Genomic DNA, 13,654 nt, shown 5'->3' on the forward strand with positions numbered 1-13,654 from the left:
CCTCGCGCCCCTTCAGGGCGCTATCGAACCGCGGTTCAGAAGCCCGGGGTCCAGGCGATGCTCTGGTGGGTGGTGATCAGGGCGACCAGGATGGCGATGTCGGCGATGCCGAGGAACAGTCCCAGCAGTGCCCGGCCGCGCCGTCGGGTGCCGCGGACCAGGGCGACCGAGGCCAGGATGATGGCGAGCGGTCCGAAGACGATGTTCAGCACGAAGGTGCCGAGCAGTCCCAGGATGAACGACGCGACGGCCGTGCCGTCGGCGTCCGAACGCCGGGCGGGGGCCGTGGTGACGGTGGTCACGATGATTCCCTTCGGGACGTGGGAAGTTGTCAGTGGTTGCGGGCGCGGGTGAGGCGCTCACGGACGTAGAACACCAGCAGCCAGCCGCCGATCAGCGCGGCGGCGCCGATGAACACCGGGGCCGGTGCGTAGGCCGCCGCACCGAACAGTGTTCCGAGGGCGATGATGATCAGGGCGAGAGCCATGGTGGGCCTTCTCCGTATGACGTGGGCTTCGGTGAACCGAACAGTCAGTGAACAGTTGGGATGACAGTTGTTCACTGACACCTCCACTCTAGCCTGGCGAAAATCGGCGAACGACTGTTTACTGGATGATGTGAGTCACATTCTCGGAGACAGGCCCCTGGGCGCCAGACAGGCCCAGAAACTGCGCACCCGGCAGGCGCTGCTGGACGCGGGGTTGCGGCTGCTGGAACACCAGAGCCTCAGCAGCCTCGGGCTGCGCGAGCTGACCCGTGAGGTCGGCGTCGCGCCCGCCGGGTTCTACCGGCACTTCCGCGACATGAGCGACCTCGGCGTCGCACTGGTCGAGGAGTCCTTCGGCTCGCTGCGCGAGATGGTGCGGGCCATCCGCGGCGAGCAGGCCAAGGCCGACGAGGTCATAGACGGCACCGTCGAGGTGATCGCCCGCTACGTACGCGAACACCGCCCGCACTTCCGCTTCATCGCCCGCGAGCGCTACGGCGGCGTACAGCCGGTGCGCGAGGCGATCGCCGACGAACTCCGGCTGTTCGCCGAGGAACTGGCCAGCGACCTCGCCGCGCAGCCGGAGTCCGAGGGCTGGAGCCCGCAGGACATCCGGATGCTCGCCGACCTCTACGTCGACCACATGGTGATGATCGCCATCGCCTTCCTGGACGTCTCGCCCGAAGACCCCGGCTCCGAGGAGGAGATCGCCAACATCGCCCGCAGGCAGCTGCGGCTGATCCGGCTGGGCCGCAGCCACTGGCTGGACGACTGAGACCCGGCGGCGCCGAGCGACCCCCCAAGGCGAGCCGCGGACGTGGCCCCCTCGGCTACGCCAGACACAGCGGTGGCCGACCGCCGTTGAAGGCGATCATGTCCTTCAGGATCGGCGGCAGCGGCAGTTCGACGCCGCGCGGCTCGCCGCGCAGCTCCGCGTAGGCGCGGTAAATGTTGGCCACCAGCCGCTCGGGCTCCAACAGCCCGGCGAAAGCGCCGAGTTCGGTGCCCGCGCCACCTCCAGCGGCTCCCGTCCGGCCGCGAACCCCTCCGCGGCCACCTCGCGCACCCAGCGCAGGTACTCCGCGTTGGCTTCCAGCACCTCCGGGCCGCAGACCGGACCGTGCCCGCTGACCACCACCCGGGCGTCCAACTCCCGCAGCCGCGCCAGCACTTCCAGCGTCCCGTCCAGCGACCCCTGTACGCAAAACGGCGTGCCCTGGGAGAACGTGAGGTCCCCGGTGAACAGCACCCGCTGCTCGGGCAGCCACACCACCACGTCCCCGGTGGTGTGCGCCGGACCGACGGGGACCAACTCGACCCGCAGCTCGTCCACATGCAGCGCCAGCCGGTCGGTGAAGGTCAGCTGCGGCGGTACCAGGTGTACGTCGCCCCACTGCACGTCGGGCCAGATCGACGGCAGGTTCATCCCCTCCCGCAGCATCGTCTCCCGGGTGCGCTCATGCGCGGCGACCGTCAGGCCCGGGCCGAACACCCCGGCCCCGTAGTGGTGGTCGCCGTGGTGGTGGGTGAGCACCAGGGTGCCGACCGGGGCAGGGGTGCGCTCGGCGATCGCGGAACGCAGCCGCAGCGCGCTGCGCTCGGTGGCGGTGCAGTCGACCAGGGTGACCGCGTCCCGGCCGACCAGCACTCCCGCATTGCTGACGCACCAGCCACCGCGCGGCTGTACGTAGGCCAGTACGCCGTCGGCCAGCTCGACCAGCGCCGCTTCGTCCGCCATTCCCATGCCTTCCGGTGACTGGATCATCCCAGGGAGTCTAGGACCTGGCGTCCAGGTAACCGCGTGCCTGGAGGGCCCAGGGCACGCAGCGGCCTGCGGACGGTGAGCCAGGCGGCGAGCAGGGCCAGGCCGAGACACCAGCGGTACGTGCTGAGCACTCCGCAGGCCACCAGGCCACCAGGCCGCCGAGCCGACTGCCCGTCTGCGCCAGCAGGGCCATCGGGGCGTCGGCGGGCTGCTGGCCCATCAACTCGCCCTGGGCGGAGGCCAGTCGGTCCAGTACGGCCGGGAACTCCCGCCGCGGCGGCGAGTGACCACGGCGTTGGAGCCCGGCGGTGCCGAACCCACAGCACCCACGAACCGGCCCCGCCGGAGGCGTTACCGTGCCCCCTTGCGGGTGGCCCGCAGGAACTCGCGGTTCATCGTGGCGATGGCCTGAAGGGGTACCCCCTTCGGGCAAGCCAGCGCGCACTCGCCGGTATTCGTACAGCCGCCGAACCCTTCGCCGTCCATGGCCGCCACCATGTCCAGCACCCGGGACTCCCGCTCCGGCGCCCCCTGCGGCAGCACGTTCAGGTGCACCACCTTCGCCGAAGTGAACAGCATCGCCGACCCGTTGGGACAAGCCGCCACACAAGCGCCGCAGCCGATGCACTCGGCGTGCTCGAACGCCGTGTCGGCGACAGGCTTCGGTACCGGTGTGGCGTGTGCCTCCGGCGCGCTGCCGGTCGGCGCGGTGACATAGCCACCGGACCCGATGATCCGGTCGAACGCCGACCGGTCGACGACGAGGTCCTTCACCACCGGAAACGCCGCCGCCCGCCAGGGCTCGACATCGATCGTGTCGCCGTCGGCGAAGTGCCGCATGTGCAACTGGCAGGTGGTGGTCCGCTCAGGGCCGTGCGCCTGCCCGTTGATCACCATCCCGCACGCGCCGCAGATGCCCTCCCGGCAGTCGTGGTCGAAGGCAACGGGCTCGTCTCCTTCGAGGATCAGCCGCTCGTTGAGCGTGTCGAGCATCTCCAGGAACGACATGTCCTCGCTGATGCCGTCGACCTCGTACGTGGTCATGGCGCCGGGCCGTTCCGGTCCGCGCTGCCGCCAGATGCGCAGGGTGAGCCTCATGCGTAACTCCGCTGGGTGGGGTGGACGTACTCGAAGACCAACTGCTCCTTGTGCAGCACGGGCGCCACGCCGGTGCCGCCGCCGTGCTCCTCCGGGGGACGACCCCCCTCGCCCCGCCATTCCCATGCCGCCGCGTAGGCGAACCGGTCGTCGTCGCGTGCCGCTTCGCCCTGCGGGGTCTGGCTCTCCTCGCGGAAGTGGCCGCCGCAGGACTCCTCGCGGTGCAGGGCGTCCAGGCACATCAGCTCGGCCAGCTCGAAGTAGTCGGAGATCCGGTTGGCCTTCTCCAGCGACTGGTTGAGCTCGCTGCCGCTGCCCGGCACCTTCACCCGGCGCCAGAACTCCTCGCGCAGCTCGGGGATGCGCTCAAGTGCCTTGCGCAGTCCGGCGTCGTTGCGCGCCATCCCGCAGTTGTCCCACAGCAGTTCGCCCAGTTCGCGGTGGAAGGAGTCGGGGGTGCGGTCACCGTTGACCGACAGCAGCTTGTCCAGACGTACCCTGACGTCCGCAACCGCCTCGGTGACGCACGGGTGTCGGGGGTCGACGGTGTCGTGCGGGTGGCGCGCCAGGTAGTCGTTGATGGTGGACGGCAGCACGAAGTAGCCGTCGGCGAGCCCCTGCATCAGCGCGCTGGCCCCCAGCCGGTTGGCGCCGTGGTCGGAGAAGTTGGCCTCCCCGATGGCGAACAGGCCGGGGATCGTGGTCTGCAGGTCGTAGTCGACCCACAGTCCGCCCATGGTGTAGTGGATCGCCGGATAGATGCGCATCGGCACCTCGTACGGGTTCTCCGCCGTGATGCGCTGGTACATCTCGAAGAGGTTTCCGTACTTCTCGGCGACCTTGTCCCGCCCCATCCGCGCTACCGCGTCGGCGAAGTCCAGGTAGACGCCCTGCCCGCCGGGACCCACGCCGCGTCCCTCGTCGCAGACGTTCTTCGCGGCCCGCGAGGCGATGTCGCGCGGCACCAGGTTGCCGAACGAGGGGTAGATCCGCTCCAGGTAGTAGTCGCGCTCCTGCTCCGGGATGCGGTCCGGCGGGCGGTTATCCCCCTTCGCCTTGGGCACCCAGATCCGGCCGTCGTTGCGCAGCGACTCGCTCATCAGCGTCAGCTTCGACTGGTGGTCGCCGGAGCGCGGAATGCAGGTGGGGTGGATCTGGGTGAAGCACGGGTTGGCGAAGTACGCGCCGCGCCGGTGCGCCCGCCAGATGGCCGTCGCGTTGGAGTTCTTGGCGTTGGTCGACAGGTAGAAGACGTTCCCGTAGCCGCCCGTGGCCAGCACCACGGCGTCCCCGAAGTACGTGGAGATCTCACCGGTGACCAGATCACGGGCGACGATGCCGCGCGCCCGGCCGTCGATCACGATCAGGTCCAGCATCTCGGTGCGGGCGTGCATCTCCACGTTCCCCGCCGCGATCTGCCGGGACAGCGCCTGGTAGGCGCCGAGCAGTAGCTGCTGGCCGGTCTGGCCGCGGGCGTAGAAGGTACGCGATACCTGCACACCGCCGAACGAGCGGGTGTCCAGCAGCCCGCCGTACTCGCGGGCGAACGGCACGCCCTGCGCCACGCACTGGTCGATGATCTCCACCGAGACCTGCGCCAGGCGGCGGACGTTGGACTCGCGGGCGCGGAAGTCGCCGCCCTTGACGGTGTCGTAGAACAGCCGGTGGATGGAGTCACCGTCGTTGCGGTAGTTCTTGGCCGCGTTGATGCCGCCCTGGGCGGCGATCGAGTGTGCGCGGCGCGGAGAGTCCTGGTAGCAGAACTGGACCACGTGGTAGCCCTGTTCGGCCAGGGTGGCGCCCGCGGAGCCGCCCGCCAGACCGGTGCCGACCACGATCACGGTGTACTTGCGGCGGTTGGCCGGGTTGACCAGCTTCGCGGTGAAGCGTCGGCGGTCCCAGCGCTCCTCGATCGGCCCGGCCGGGCACTTGGTGTCGGCGATCGGCTCGCCCACGGTGTAGTCGACGTAACTCATGATCAGCTCACCACTCCGGTCATCACCGAGACGGGCACCGCGATGAATCCCGCGGTCAGGACGAGGGCCAGCGCGTTGGCGGTGAACTTCAGCGCGCTGTCACGGCGCGCGTTGTTGGCGCCGAGGGTCTGCGCCGCGCTCCAGAAGCCATGCCGGACGTGCAGTCCGAGGGCCAGCATGGCGACGATGTAGACCACGTCGGCGTACCAGTTGCGGAAGTCGGCCACCACGTTCTGGTACGGATGGCCCGCCTCCCCGCGCGGGTTGACCGTCAACGTGGTCAGGTCCAGCAGGTGCCAGACGATGAACAAGCCGAGGATCACCCCGCCCCACCGCATGGTGCGGGTCGCGTAGCTGGCCCGCGGTCGCCGGTGCGCGTACGCCGTGGGGCGGGCGGCCAGATCACGGCGGCTGAGCTGGTACGCGGACACGGCGTGCAGCGCCACCGAGGCGGCCAGCACCACCCGCGTGATCCACAGGAACCAGCTGTAGTGCAGCGCGGGCTCACCGATGGTGCGCAGCCAGTGCGCGTAGCCGTTGAAGTCCGTCGAGCCGAAGAAGATCTTCAGGTTCCCCAGCATGTGCACGACCAGGAACAGCAGCATGATCACGCCGGTGACGGCCATGACGGTCTTCTTGCCGACCGTCGAGCGCCACAGGGTTGCCAAGGGGGACGGCCTGCGTACCGTCCGCGTCGCCAGTGCCATGACACAGACGGTAGGGAGTGCGGGGTACATCGGTCCAAGACATGGATCGGCTCGATTTGATAGCTGCTGCCTATCGTCCCGGGTATCGTGGCGACCGTGCAGCTGCATCAGCTCCAGTACTTCGCGGCCGTCGCCGAGACCCGTCACTTCACCCGGGCGGCGGCCCGGGTGCATGTCGCACAGCCCTCGCTCTCCCAGCAGATCCGGGCGCTGGAACGGGAGCTGGGCGCCGAGCTGTTCCACCGCGCCCGCGGCCACATCACGCTCACCGACGCGGGGGAGGCGCTGCTTCCGCTCGCCCAGCGGATCCTCGCGGACGCCGAGACGGCACGCCGGGAGGTGCAGGAGGTGGCCCAGCTACGCCGTGGGCGGGTCCGGCTGGGGGCCACCCCCAGTCTGTGCGCGAGCCTGGTGCCGGACGTACTGCGGGACTTCCACGACCGCTTTCCCGGGGTGGAGCTGGTGGTGCACGAGGACGGGTCGCAGGATCTGGTGCGGGTGCTGGCGGCCGGTGAACTCGATCTCGCCCTGATCATCACCCCGCTGCCCGGCCAGGCCCCCGCGCTGGCCGCGACCGAACTGCTGCGCGAGGACCTGGTCGTGGTCTGCGCGCCGTCGTCCGACGTCCCGGCCCGGCGCGGCCGGATCCGCATCGAGGACCTGCGCGACCAGCCGCTGGTGATGTTCCGGCGCGGCTACGACCTGCGGGAGTTCACCACGTCCGCGTGCCGGGCGGCCGGGTTCGACCCGGTCTTCACCGTCGAGGGCGGCGAGATGGACGCGGTACTGGGCTTCGTCCGAGCCGGGCTCGGCCTCGCCGTGATCCCCTCCATGGTCGCCGCCCGCTCGGGGCTGCGAATCACCCCGTTCGCCCCGCCTGGCCTGCACCGTACGATCGCCGTGGCGCACCGCAAGGACGTCGAACCACCGCGCGCGGCACGGGAGTTGCGCGGTGTACTCACCGAGCACTTGCTCTCGGCTTCCCGGGAAGGCACCCTCCCGCCCAGCACCCGGCTGCTGGGCGGCTGACGGCGTCCCCGCCGGTCGGATGAGTGGCGCCGCGCAGCCCGTGCTGCGGGTAGCCGATGCCGGGCTCACGCTGCGGCCGTGGCGGCCCGAGGACGCCCCCGCGCTGGCCGCTGCCTGGCAGGACCCGGCGATCCGGCAGTGGAACCGCCCGCCCGCGGGCGGCATCGAGGAGGCCCGGGAGCGGATCGCCCGGTACGCGCGGCGGTGGCATGAGGAGGCGGCGGCGATCTGGGCCGTCGTCCGTACCGAGGACGACGCGGTGCTGGGGTCGGTTGGACTGGGCGACATGGACCCGCGGCACGCCACCGCGGAGTACGTCTACTGCCCGCCGCGCGCGGTGCGGGGGTGGCGCTGCACGCCACCAACAGGGCCGCGGAATGGGCCTTCCACGACCTCGGCCTGCACTGCTTGGAACTCACCCACGGCGTGCGGAACACGGCCTCCTGCCGGGTGGCGCAGAAGGCGGGCTTCGCCCTGGAGGGAACGAAACGCAGCGCGACGTTGCACGCCGACGGCTGGCACGACATGCACCCGCACGCCCGCGTGAACGGCTGACGCCTTCGTGGTCCGGCGGTGTCGACCCCGGCCGCGACCCGGCGTTCAGCGGTGGCGGCGGCGTCGTAGGGCGGTCAGTGCGAAGCCCAACAGTGCTGTGCCGCAGGCAAGTTGGGGGGCACCCGCGCCGGGGGTGCCGGTGCCTGCTTGGGCGCCCTTGGAGGGCTCGGCCGAAGGCGTCGCCCGTACCCGCACTGTGGCGGTGAGGGGCGTACCGCCCGCGCCACAGCGGATCGTCACCCCGTAGGTGCCGGGGCTGGCCGTCGGGGCAGCGGTGACGCCCGCGACCATGCGGTCCGCGCCCGCGGCCAGGTCCGCCTCGCCGAACAAGGGCGAGGACGCCTTGGCGCCCATCGACATGTCGCATCTGCCGTCGTCGGTCAGCCGCAACCGCTGCCCGGGACTCACCGGATCGGGGCTCACACTGGCCCGCGCGGCCGGAGCCGTCAGACCGAGCGCGGCAACGGCGGCCAGCGTGACCGTGAGGATTCGACCAGAGGGCATGGCACACTCCCGGCGCCGGAACGGCGCGGCCCGAATGCGCCGCGTTGGCCCGACCGGCTCACCAGGATGCAAACTCCCGCCCGCCCCGTGTGCGACGCGAACCGAAGGCCCCGCGTCACCCGAACGCGGGACCTTCGGGGGTGTTCGCGCACGTCAGGCGGCATGCCCCAGCACGCTGGCGGCGATCCGCCGGAAGGGCTAAGCAGGTTCGGCAACGCCCTGAAGGGGCGCGGGCTGTGTTCATGTGCGGCTCCGCCGCGTGGGCGCGACCAGCCACAACAACGCCGCGGACGGTCCACGCCAATCGCCGTATCCCCGGCGGAGCGGTCAGTTGCTCTGGGCGTCCCGGTCCGCCGCGTCCGCCGCACTCTGGGCGGCATCGACCTTCCGCTGCATCTGCTGTACCTGGTCGGCGGAGGTCGAAGCCGGTGTCGACGTGGCCGACGGCGTACCGCTGGCCGTACCACCGGCGGAGTGCCCGCACCCCGCCAGCACCGGTACCGCAACGGCCGCCGCCGCGAGCAGTGCGAGGCGTCGGCGGCTCATGCGTTCGTCTTGCCGTTGTGGTTGGCCTTGCACCACGTGGCGACGTCCTTCAGGTCCTGCTGCCGCTGCTTGAGGTTGACCAGCAGGGCCTGACGCGCGGTGAGCCGGTCGCCGAGGTACTTGGCGATCGCCGCGTGGTTCTCCTTCTTCGCGTTGTCCACGCGCTGCTCAAGGAACGCGATGGAGCCGGGCGTGCCGACCCCCGCCTCCAGCCGCTTGATCTCCCGGGCGATCCGGCGGTCCAGCTTCGGCACCCTGCGGCACAGCGCCCGCGCGCCGTCCGTCTTCGGGCCCTTCGGGTGGGCCTGCGGGGCGGCGCTGGCGGAGGGGGAGGGGCTGCTGCCGTCCGCGTACGCGGGAACGGCCACGGCCGCCAGTGAACCGGTGAGGACGAGTCCCGCGACGGTCGCGGTCACCGTCGCCTTGCGACGCTGCATGATGACTCTCTCCACTTCGTGGTGACGGTTGGGGCGCGGCCCACGGCCGGGCCGCGTACCGCAGACCGTAGGAGCGGTTCTTGTGGTTTCCTTGTGGCCCGGGCCGGTCAGTCCCCGGAACGCACCGAACCGCTCAACCAGTCGCGGTGCGAGGGCAGTTCCGATGTCCCCGACAACGGCAGCCGCACCTCGAACCTGCTGCCCGGCTCGCCGTCGGGGCGGTCGACGACGCGCACGGTGCCGCGGTGCAGGTCGACCTGCTGGGCGACGAGGGTCAGCCCGAGCCCGGTGCCGGGGCTGTCCGGGCCGCGTTCGAACCGCTGGAAGACCCGCTCCCGCGATGCGGGCGGGATGCCGGGACCGGCGTCGTCCACCGTCAGTACCGCGTGCTCGCCCTCGCGCCGCAGCGTCACCTGGATGTCGGGCGAGCCGTGCACCACCGCGTTGTTGAGCAGGTTGTCGTTGATCATCCGCAGACCGGGCTCCCAGCCGCGCAGCCTGGGGGCGGCGTCCGCCCGTACCGTGATCCGCGCCTCGGGATGGCGGCGGGCCGCGTCGGCGACCGATGCCTCGACCAACTCGCCCAGGTCCACGGTGGTGAACGCGTCCGCCTCCACCAGGTCACCCTGTGCCAGCGCCCGCAACGTCACCAACAGCCCCTGCAACCGGGCGTGTTCGTCACGTAGGTCCGCCAGCACCTCGGCGCGTTCCGCCGGGTCGAGATCCGGATGGTCGGAGAGGATCTCCAGATTGGTCCGCATGCTCATCAGCGGGGTGCGCAACTCGTGCGAGGCCGCCGCCGAGAACGACCTCGCGGTCGCCAGCGCCTCGCCGGTCCGGGCCGCCTGCTCGTCGTAGCGCGCCAGGAGCGTCTGCAGGGTGCGGGCCAGGTCGTCGACCTCGGTGACCCGGGACGGCCGGTGCTCAAGGCGGGCCTCGCTCACCCGCGGGTCGAGCCCGCTGGCCTGCCGCTGCAACCTGCGCAGTGAGCGGGTCGCCCGCCCGGCGATCAGCAGCGCCAGCAGCGCCGAGAACGGTGCCGCGATCAGCGCGGTCAGCAGGATCCGGCCGCGCACCGCGTCCACCCCGCTGTTGACCACCGACGCGGGGGAGAACACCCACAGCGCGTCCCCCGCCCGCTCCCCGGTGACCGGCAGCCGGAACGCCCGCCACGCCTTGCCGTCCGCCCGCACGGTCACCGGATTCGCGGTCGCCGCGGGCAGCGGAACGCCGGGACCGGGCTGCGGGCCGCCCGCCGCGACCGTGCTGCCGTCCGGCCCGGCCACCACCCGCACGCCGACGTCCAACGCGGTGGCGAACAGCCGGTGTTCACGGTTGCGTTCCTGCCGGTAGCGCCCGGCACGGTCGACGTTGATCAGGTTGCGGGCCATCGGCAGCACCACGGCCGCCCGGTCCCGCAGATGCGAGTCCTGCGCGGCGTGCGCGTCGACGGTCACCAGCCGCAGCAGCAGCGCCGCCGACGCCAGCACCAGCAGCGGCACCGTCACACCCACCGCGATCGCGATCCGGGTGGACAGCCGCATTCCCGCCCGTCGCCCACCACCACCCTCAAACGTGGAGCTTCGCTCCGCTGTGATGTTTGCCCGGCGCCCACCACCACCCTCAAACGTGGAGCTTCGCTCCGCTGTCATTTCCTCCCCAGACGTGCCGCTCATGCGGGGTCCCGCCGCAGTACGAACCCCACCCCGCGCACCGTGTGCACCAACCGCGGGCGCCCTTGTGCCTCCAGCTTCCGCCGCAGGTAACTGACGAACGTGTCCACGGCATCGGTGCGAACGTCGAAGTCGTACCCCCACACCCGGTCCAGCAGCTGGTCCCGGCTGAGCACCACGCCCGCGTTGCGCGCCAGCACCTCCAGCAGCTCGAACTCCCGCCGGGTGAGCCGGATCGGCGCGCCCCGGTAGCGCACCTCGCGCGAGGCGGGATCGAGCACCAGGTCGCCGACCCGCAGCGGTTCGGTGGGCGACGGCGGGCGGCGGCGCAGCAGCGCCTGCAACCGCAGCAGCAGTTCCTGGAGCGCGAACGGTTTGACGAGGTAGTCGTCGGCCCCGGCCTGAAGCCCGGCCACCCGGTCCTTGACCTCGTCCAGCGCGGAGAGCATCAGCACCGGCGTGTCGTCTCCGGCGGTGCGCAGTCGGCGGCACACCTCGGTGCCGCTGATGCCCGGCATGGAGACGTCCAGCACGATCACGTCGGCCGGGGCCGCCGCCAGCTGTTCCAGGGCGGCCTCCCCGCTGTCCGCGAGGGTGACGCGGTAACCGTTCAGTCGCAGTCCGCGGCCGAGCGAGCGCAGGATCGCGGCGTCGTCGTCGACGATGAGTACCCGGCCCATCGGTCAACTCCCCGTCTTTATGAGCCGTATGAAGGCGGAGAGATGCCTGCGATTGGTGGTGACTACGGCGTTGGGCGTGTCGCTTTCCCGAAGGTGTATTCGGTTGGCGACGATGCCGACCTCCACACAGGTGTTGCCCTCCGAGCCCGCGGAATACGAGGATCTCTGCCAGTTGATCGAGGTGGCCACGGCTACAGCTCCCTTTCGACGCGACGAATGAAGTCCCGTGAGGCCTCGGGGGTGAGGGCCGAACTCTCGATCCGGTCGAGCAGAGTGCGGTACTTGTGCAACCGGGATTCCTCGTCCACGAAACTTGAACCGTCCATAGTGTCCATCTGTACCGTGTCCAGCTGTGAAACCGGACCGCCCACGTAGAGCATGGAGTACCCGGCGCCCGCGAAACCCTCGGCGTCGAAGGGGATGATCCGCACCGAGACGCCGTCCCGCTGCGACATCTCCAGGAGGTATCTGAGCTGGGCGCGCGCCTCCTTGGTCCCGCCCACCTTCAGCCGTAGCGCCGCCTCGTGGATCACGGCGCCGAACACGCAACCGCCCAGCGCCGCCTTGCGGCGGGAGCGGAATTCCACCCAGGTGTCCAGTTTTTCCCGCGCTAGGCCCGGATTCACATACGAGAAAGCGGCCCGCATGTGGTCCTCGGTTTGCAGGAGGCCGGGGATATGCAGGACCTCCAGTGCGCGCATGTGCACCGCGTGGTGTTCCATCTCGGCGAGGTCCAGCGCTACCGCGCAGAGCCTGCCGCGGTACTCCTCCCACCAACCCTTGCCTCGCTCGTTGGCCATTTCCACCAGTGCGTCGACGTATCGCCGGTTCTCGCACGAGTAGTAGTCGGCCAGCCGCCGGATGCGTTCCTCGCTGATACCGCTGCGGCCGGACTCCACATGACTCATCTGGATTGGATTGGAATGGAGGAAGGCCGCGGCGTCCCGTGCCGTGATGCCCGCGCGTTCACGCATCCTGCGCATTTCGGCGCCCAGTCGTACCTGGCGCGCTGTGGGGTTGCTCCTGGGCGGCATGTGGTCCTACTCTCCGTGCGCTTCACCTCACGCAAAGGCGTTACCACGGATAACTGCCCGACCCCGCCGGTGAGTTACGCCAGGTCACACCATGGGTGCGGGGCCGCCCGAGCGCTGACCGCTACTGTTCGAACCAGCCGCGAACGGTGTCCAGTTGGGCCAGGTCCCAGGTCGGCCTGCGGTCCTTGTCGACCAGTGCCGCCCGCACGCCCTCCGCGAAGTCGCGGGTGGCCGCCATCCGGCAGGCGGTGCGCAGCTCCAGGTCCAGGCAGTCCGCCAGCGAGGCGGCGGGGCGCGCGCCGCGCCGCAGCAGTTCGAACGTCACATGCAGCGCGGACGGCGAGGCGCTGCGCAACTCGGCCAGCGTCTGACGCGCCCAGTCGCCGCCGTCGGCGGTCAGCCGCTCGAAGACCCCGTTCAGGCTGTCGGCGGCGAAGCAGTGGTCGATCGCCTCGCGGTGCCCGGCGAGTTCGGAAGCGGGCGGCACCGCGGCATGGCGGCCCAGCACCTCGGCGAGCCGCTCGCCGCCGGTGGCGGTCAACTCCCGCTCCAGCGCGGCCAGATCGCCGGAGTGCACGTAGTGCGTGGCCAGCCCGCACTCGACCGCCGCCGCGCCGGAGATCCGGCGCCCGGTCAGCCCCAGGTACCAGCCGGTCCGGCCGCGCAGCCGGGGCAGGAAGAAGCTGGCGCCGATGTCGGGGAAGAAACCGATGGCGGTCTCCGGCATGGCCAGACCGGCCCGTTCCGTCACCACCCGCACCGCGCCGTGCACCGAGATCCCCAGGCCGCCGCCGAGCGCGTAGCCGTCGATCAACGCCACGTACGGCTTGGGGTATTCGGCGACAGCGGCGTTGAGCCCGTACTCGGACGCGAAGTACTCGCGTACCGCCGAGGCGTCGCCGCGCAGCGCGGCCTCGCGCACCGCCCTTATGTCGCCGCCCGAGCAGAACGCCTTGGGCGAGGCACTGCGCACCACCACCGCGCGCACCGCCTCGTCCGCCCGCCACGCCTCCAGTGCCGTCCGCAGCTCCCGCACCATCCGCAGGTCAAGTGCGTTGAGGGCGTTCGGCCGGTCCAGGACCAGCGAGCCGACTCCGCCGCTGACGGCCGTCTTCACGGGGGCGTGCATGGTGCGGTTGCTCCTGTTCGTCGCGGGCCCGGGC

Annotated in this window: 17 protein-coding genes and 1 pseudogene; 4 read left to right on the forward strand and 14 right to left on the reverse strand. The window is 71.0% G+C overall.

The window, feature by feature from the left end:
* Positions 1-35: 35 nt before the first annotated feature.
* Together NON19_RS06070 and NON19_RS06075 are read right to left on the reverse strand one after the other, a co-directional pair.
* Positions 36-308 (reverse strand): DUF4190 domain-containing protein, encoded by a 273-nt coding sequence (locus NON19_RS06070; protein ID WP_372514008.1) that lies wholly within the window; start codon positions 306-308, stop codon positions 36-38.
* A gap of 23 nt (positions 309-331) precedes the next feature.
* Entirely contained in the window at positions 332-487 is a 156-nt protein-coding gene (locus NON19_RS06075; RefSeq protein ID WP_255925585.1) for a hypothetical protein, read from the reverse strand.
* A 130-nt stretch (positions 488-617) separates the two neighbouring features.
* Between NON19_RS06075 and NON19_RS06080 the strand changes: the two genes are divergently transcribed.
* Positions 618-1,262: a TetR family transcriptional regulator gene (locus tag NON19_RS06080; protein WP_255925586.1), complete on the forward strand. Its 645-nt coding sequence runs from the start codon at positions 618-620 to the stop codon at positions 1,260-1,262.
* A gap of 105 nt (positions 1,263-1,367) precedes the next feature.
* Here NON19_RS06080 and NON19_RS06085 read toward each other — a convergent pair whose 3' ends face one another.
* From NON19_RS06085 to NON19_RS06100, 4 genes are all read right to left on the reverse strand, one after another.
* Positions 1,368-2,252, reverse strand: a complete 885-nt coding sequence (locus tag NON19_RS06085) for an MBL fold metallo-hydrolase (protein WP_308213657.1) — start codon at positions 2,250-2,252, stop codon at positions 1,368-1,370.
* A 351-nt stretch (positions 2,253-2,603) separates the two neighbouring features.
* On the reverse strand, positions 2,604-3,350 hold the full coding sequence (locus NON19_RS06090; RefSeq protein ID WP_255925587.1) for a succinate dehydrogenase/fumarate reductase iron-sulfur subunit: 747 nt from the start codon (positions 3,348-3,350) through the stop codon (positions 2,604-2,606).
* Positions 3,347-5,329, reverse strand: a complete 1,983-nt coding sequence (locus NON19_RS06095) for a fumarate reductase/succinate dehydrogenase flavoprotein subunit (RefSeq protein WP_255925675.1) — start codon at positions 5,327-5,329, stop codon at positions 3,347-3,349. The genes NON19_RS06090 and NON19_RS06095 overlap by 4 nt, the downstream gene beginning before the upstream one ends.
* On the reverse strand, positions 5,329-6,033 hold the full coding sequence (locus NON19_RS06100; protein WP_255925588.1) for a succinate dehydrogenase cytochrome b subunit: 705 nt from the start codon (positions 6,031-6,033) through the stop codon (positions 5,329-5,331). The genes NON19_RS06095 and NON19_RS06100 overlap by 1 nt, the downstream gene beginning before the upstream one ends.
* 96 nt (positions 6,034-6,129) lie before the next feature.
* On the opposite strand from NON19_RS06100, the gene NON19_RS06105 reads away from it, so the two are divergent.
* The 3 genes and pseudogenes from NON19_RS06105 (at position 6,130) to NON19_RS33900 (ending at position 7,617) form a co-directional block, all read left to right on the forward strand.
* Positions 6,130-7,062 (forward strand): LysR family transcriptional regulator, encoded by a 933-nt coding sequence (locus NON19_RS06105; protein WP_255925589.1) that lies wholly within the window; start codon positions 6,130-6,132, stop codon positions 7,060-7,062.
* Positions 7,063-7,081: 19 nt separating this feature from the next.
* Positions 7,082-7,264, forward strand: a pseudogene (locus NON19_RS33895) (GNAT family N-acetyltransferase); the annotation flags it as partial.
* Between the two features lie 119 nt (positions 7,265-7,383).
* A complete protein-coding gene (locus tag NON19_RS33900; protein WP_443729333.1) occupies positions 7,384-7,617 on the forward strand; it encodes a GNAT family N-acetyltransferase in 234 nt (77 codons plus the stop codon).
* Positions 7,618-7,662: 45 nt separating this feature from the next.
* Here NON19_RS33900 and NON19_RS06115 read toward each other — a convergent pair whose 3' ends face one another.
* The 8 genes from NON19_RS06115 to NON19_RS06150 all read right to left on the reverse strand — a co-directional run bounded on the left by NON19_RS06115 (position 7,663) and on the right by NON19_RS06150 (position 13,620).
* Positions 7,663-8,121, reverse strand: a complete 459-nt coding sequence (locus NON19_RS06115) for a hypothetical protein (RefSeq protein WP_255925590.1) — start codon at positions 8,119-8,121, stop codon at positions 7,663-7,665.
* Between the two features lie 327 nt (positions 8,122-8,448).
* The gene (locus NON19_RS06120; RefSeq protein ID WP_255925591.1) at positions 8,449-8,667 is read right to left on the reverse strand and encodes a hypothetical protein; all 219 of its coding nucleotides are present in this window, start codon (positions 8,665-8,667) and stop codon (positions 8,449-8,451) included.
* Positions 8,664-9,104 (reverse strand): hypothetical protein, encoded by a 441-nt coding sequence (locus NON19_RS06125; protein WP_255925592.1) that lies wholly within the window; start codon positions 9,102-9,104, stop codon positions 8,664-8,666. The genes NON19_RS06120 and NON19_RS06125 overlap by 4 nt, the downstream gene beginning before the upstream one ends.
* A 107-nt stretch (positions 9,105-9,211) precedes the next feature.
* Positions 9,212-10,648 (reverse strand): sensor histidine kinase, encoded by a 1,437-nt coding sequence (locus tag NON19_RS06130; RefSeq protein ID WP_255925593.1) that lies wholly within the window; start codon positions 10,646-10,648, stop codon positions 9,212-9,214.
* Positions 10,649-10,776: 128 nt separating this feature from the next.
* Positions 10,777-11,457 carry a response regulator transcription factor gene (locus NON19_RS06135; RefSeq protein ID WP_255925594.1) on the reverse strand — a complete coding sequence of 227 codons (681 nt, stop codon included), beginning with the start codon at positions 11,455-11,457 and terminating at the stop codon, positions 10,777-10,779.
* 3 nt (positions 11,458-11,460) lie between these two features.
* Positions 11,461-11,646 (reverse strand): DUF397 domain-containing protein, encoded by a 186-nt coding sequence (locus NON19_RS06140; RefSeq protein WP_255925595.1) that lies wholly within the window; start codon positions 11,644-11,646, stop codon positions 11,461-11,463.
* Between the two features lie 2 nt (positions 11,647-11,648).
* Positions 11,649-12,491 carry a helix-turn-helix domain-containing protein gene (locus tag NON19_RS06145; RefSeq protein WP_255925596.1) on the reverse strand — a complete coding sequence of 281 codons (843 nt, stop codon included), beginning with the start codon at positions 12,489-12,491 and terminating at the stop codon, positions 11,649-11,651.
* Positions 12,492-12,612: 121 nt separating this feature from the next.
* Positions 12,613-13,620: an enoyl-CoA hydratase/isomerase family protein gene (locus NON19_RS06150; protein ID WP_255925597.1), complete on the reverse strand. Its 1,008-nt coding sequence runs from the start codon at positions 13,618-13,620 to the stop codon at positions 12,613-12,615.
* Positions 13,621-13,654: the final 34 nt, after the last annotated feature.

It is taken from the genome of Streptantibioticus rubrisoli, assembly GCF_024436055.1.
GTDB lineage: Bacteria > Actinomycetota > Actinomycetes > Streptomycetales > Streptomycetaceae > Streptantibioticus_A > Streptantibioticus_A rubrisoli.

What these genes read in the sequence shown, in the direction of transcription:
- NON19_RS06075 (WP_255925585.1), bottom strand. Translation starts at nt 487, where the DNA reads ATGGCTCTCGCCCTGATCATCATCGCCCTCGGAACACTGTTCGGTGCG.
- NON19_RS06145 (WP_255925596.1), bottom strand. Translation starts at nt 12,491, where the DNA reads ATGCCGCCCAGGAGCAACCCCACAGCGCGCCAGGTACGACTGGGCGCC.
- NON19_RS06115 (WP_255925590.1), bottom strand. Translation starts at nt 8,121, where the DNA reads ATGCCCTCTGGTCGAATCCTCACGGTCACGCTGGCCGCCGTTGCCGCG.
- NON19_RS06085 (WP_308213657.1), bottom strand. Translation starts at nt 2,252, where the DNA reads ATGATCCAGTCACCGGAAGGCATGGGAATGGCGGACGAAGCGGCGCTG.
- NON19_RS06120 (WP_255925591.1), bottom strand. Translation starts at nt 8,667, where the DNA reads ATGAGCCGCCGACGCCTCGCACTGCTCGCGGCGGCGGCCGTTGCGGTA.
- NON19_RS06100 (WP_255925588.1), bottom strand. Translation starts at nt 6,033, where the DNA reads ATGGCACTGGCGACGCGGACGGTACGCAGGCCGTCCCCCTTGGCAACC.
- NON19_RS06125 (WP_255925592.1), bottom strand. Translation starts at nt 9,104, where the DNA reads ATGCAGCGTCGCAAGGCGACGGTGACCGCGACCGTCGCGGGACTCGTC.
- NON19_RS06090 (WP_255925587.1), bottom strand. Translation starts at nt 3,350, where the DNA reads ATGAGGCTCACCCTGCGCATCTGGCGGCAGCGCGGACCGGAACGGCCC.
- NON19_RS06135 (WP_255925594.1), bottom strand. Translation starts at nt 11,457, where the DNA reads ATGGGCCGGGTACTCATCGTCGACGACGACGCCGCGATCCTGCGCTCG.
- NON19_RS06150 (WP_255925597.1), bottom strand. Translation starts at nt 13,620, where the DNA reads ATGCACGCCCCCGTGAAGACGGCCGTCAGCGGCGGAGTCGGCTCGCTG.
- NON19_RS06130 (WP_255925593.1), bottom strand. Translation starts at nt 10,648, where the DNA reads ATGCGGCTGTCCACCCGGATCGCGATCGCGGTGGGTGTGACGGTGCCG.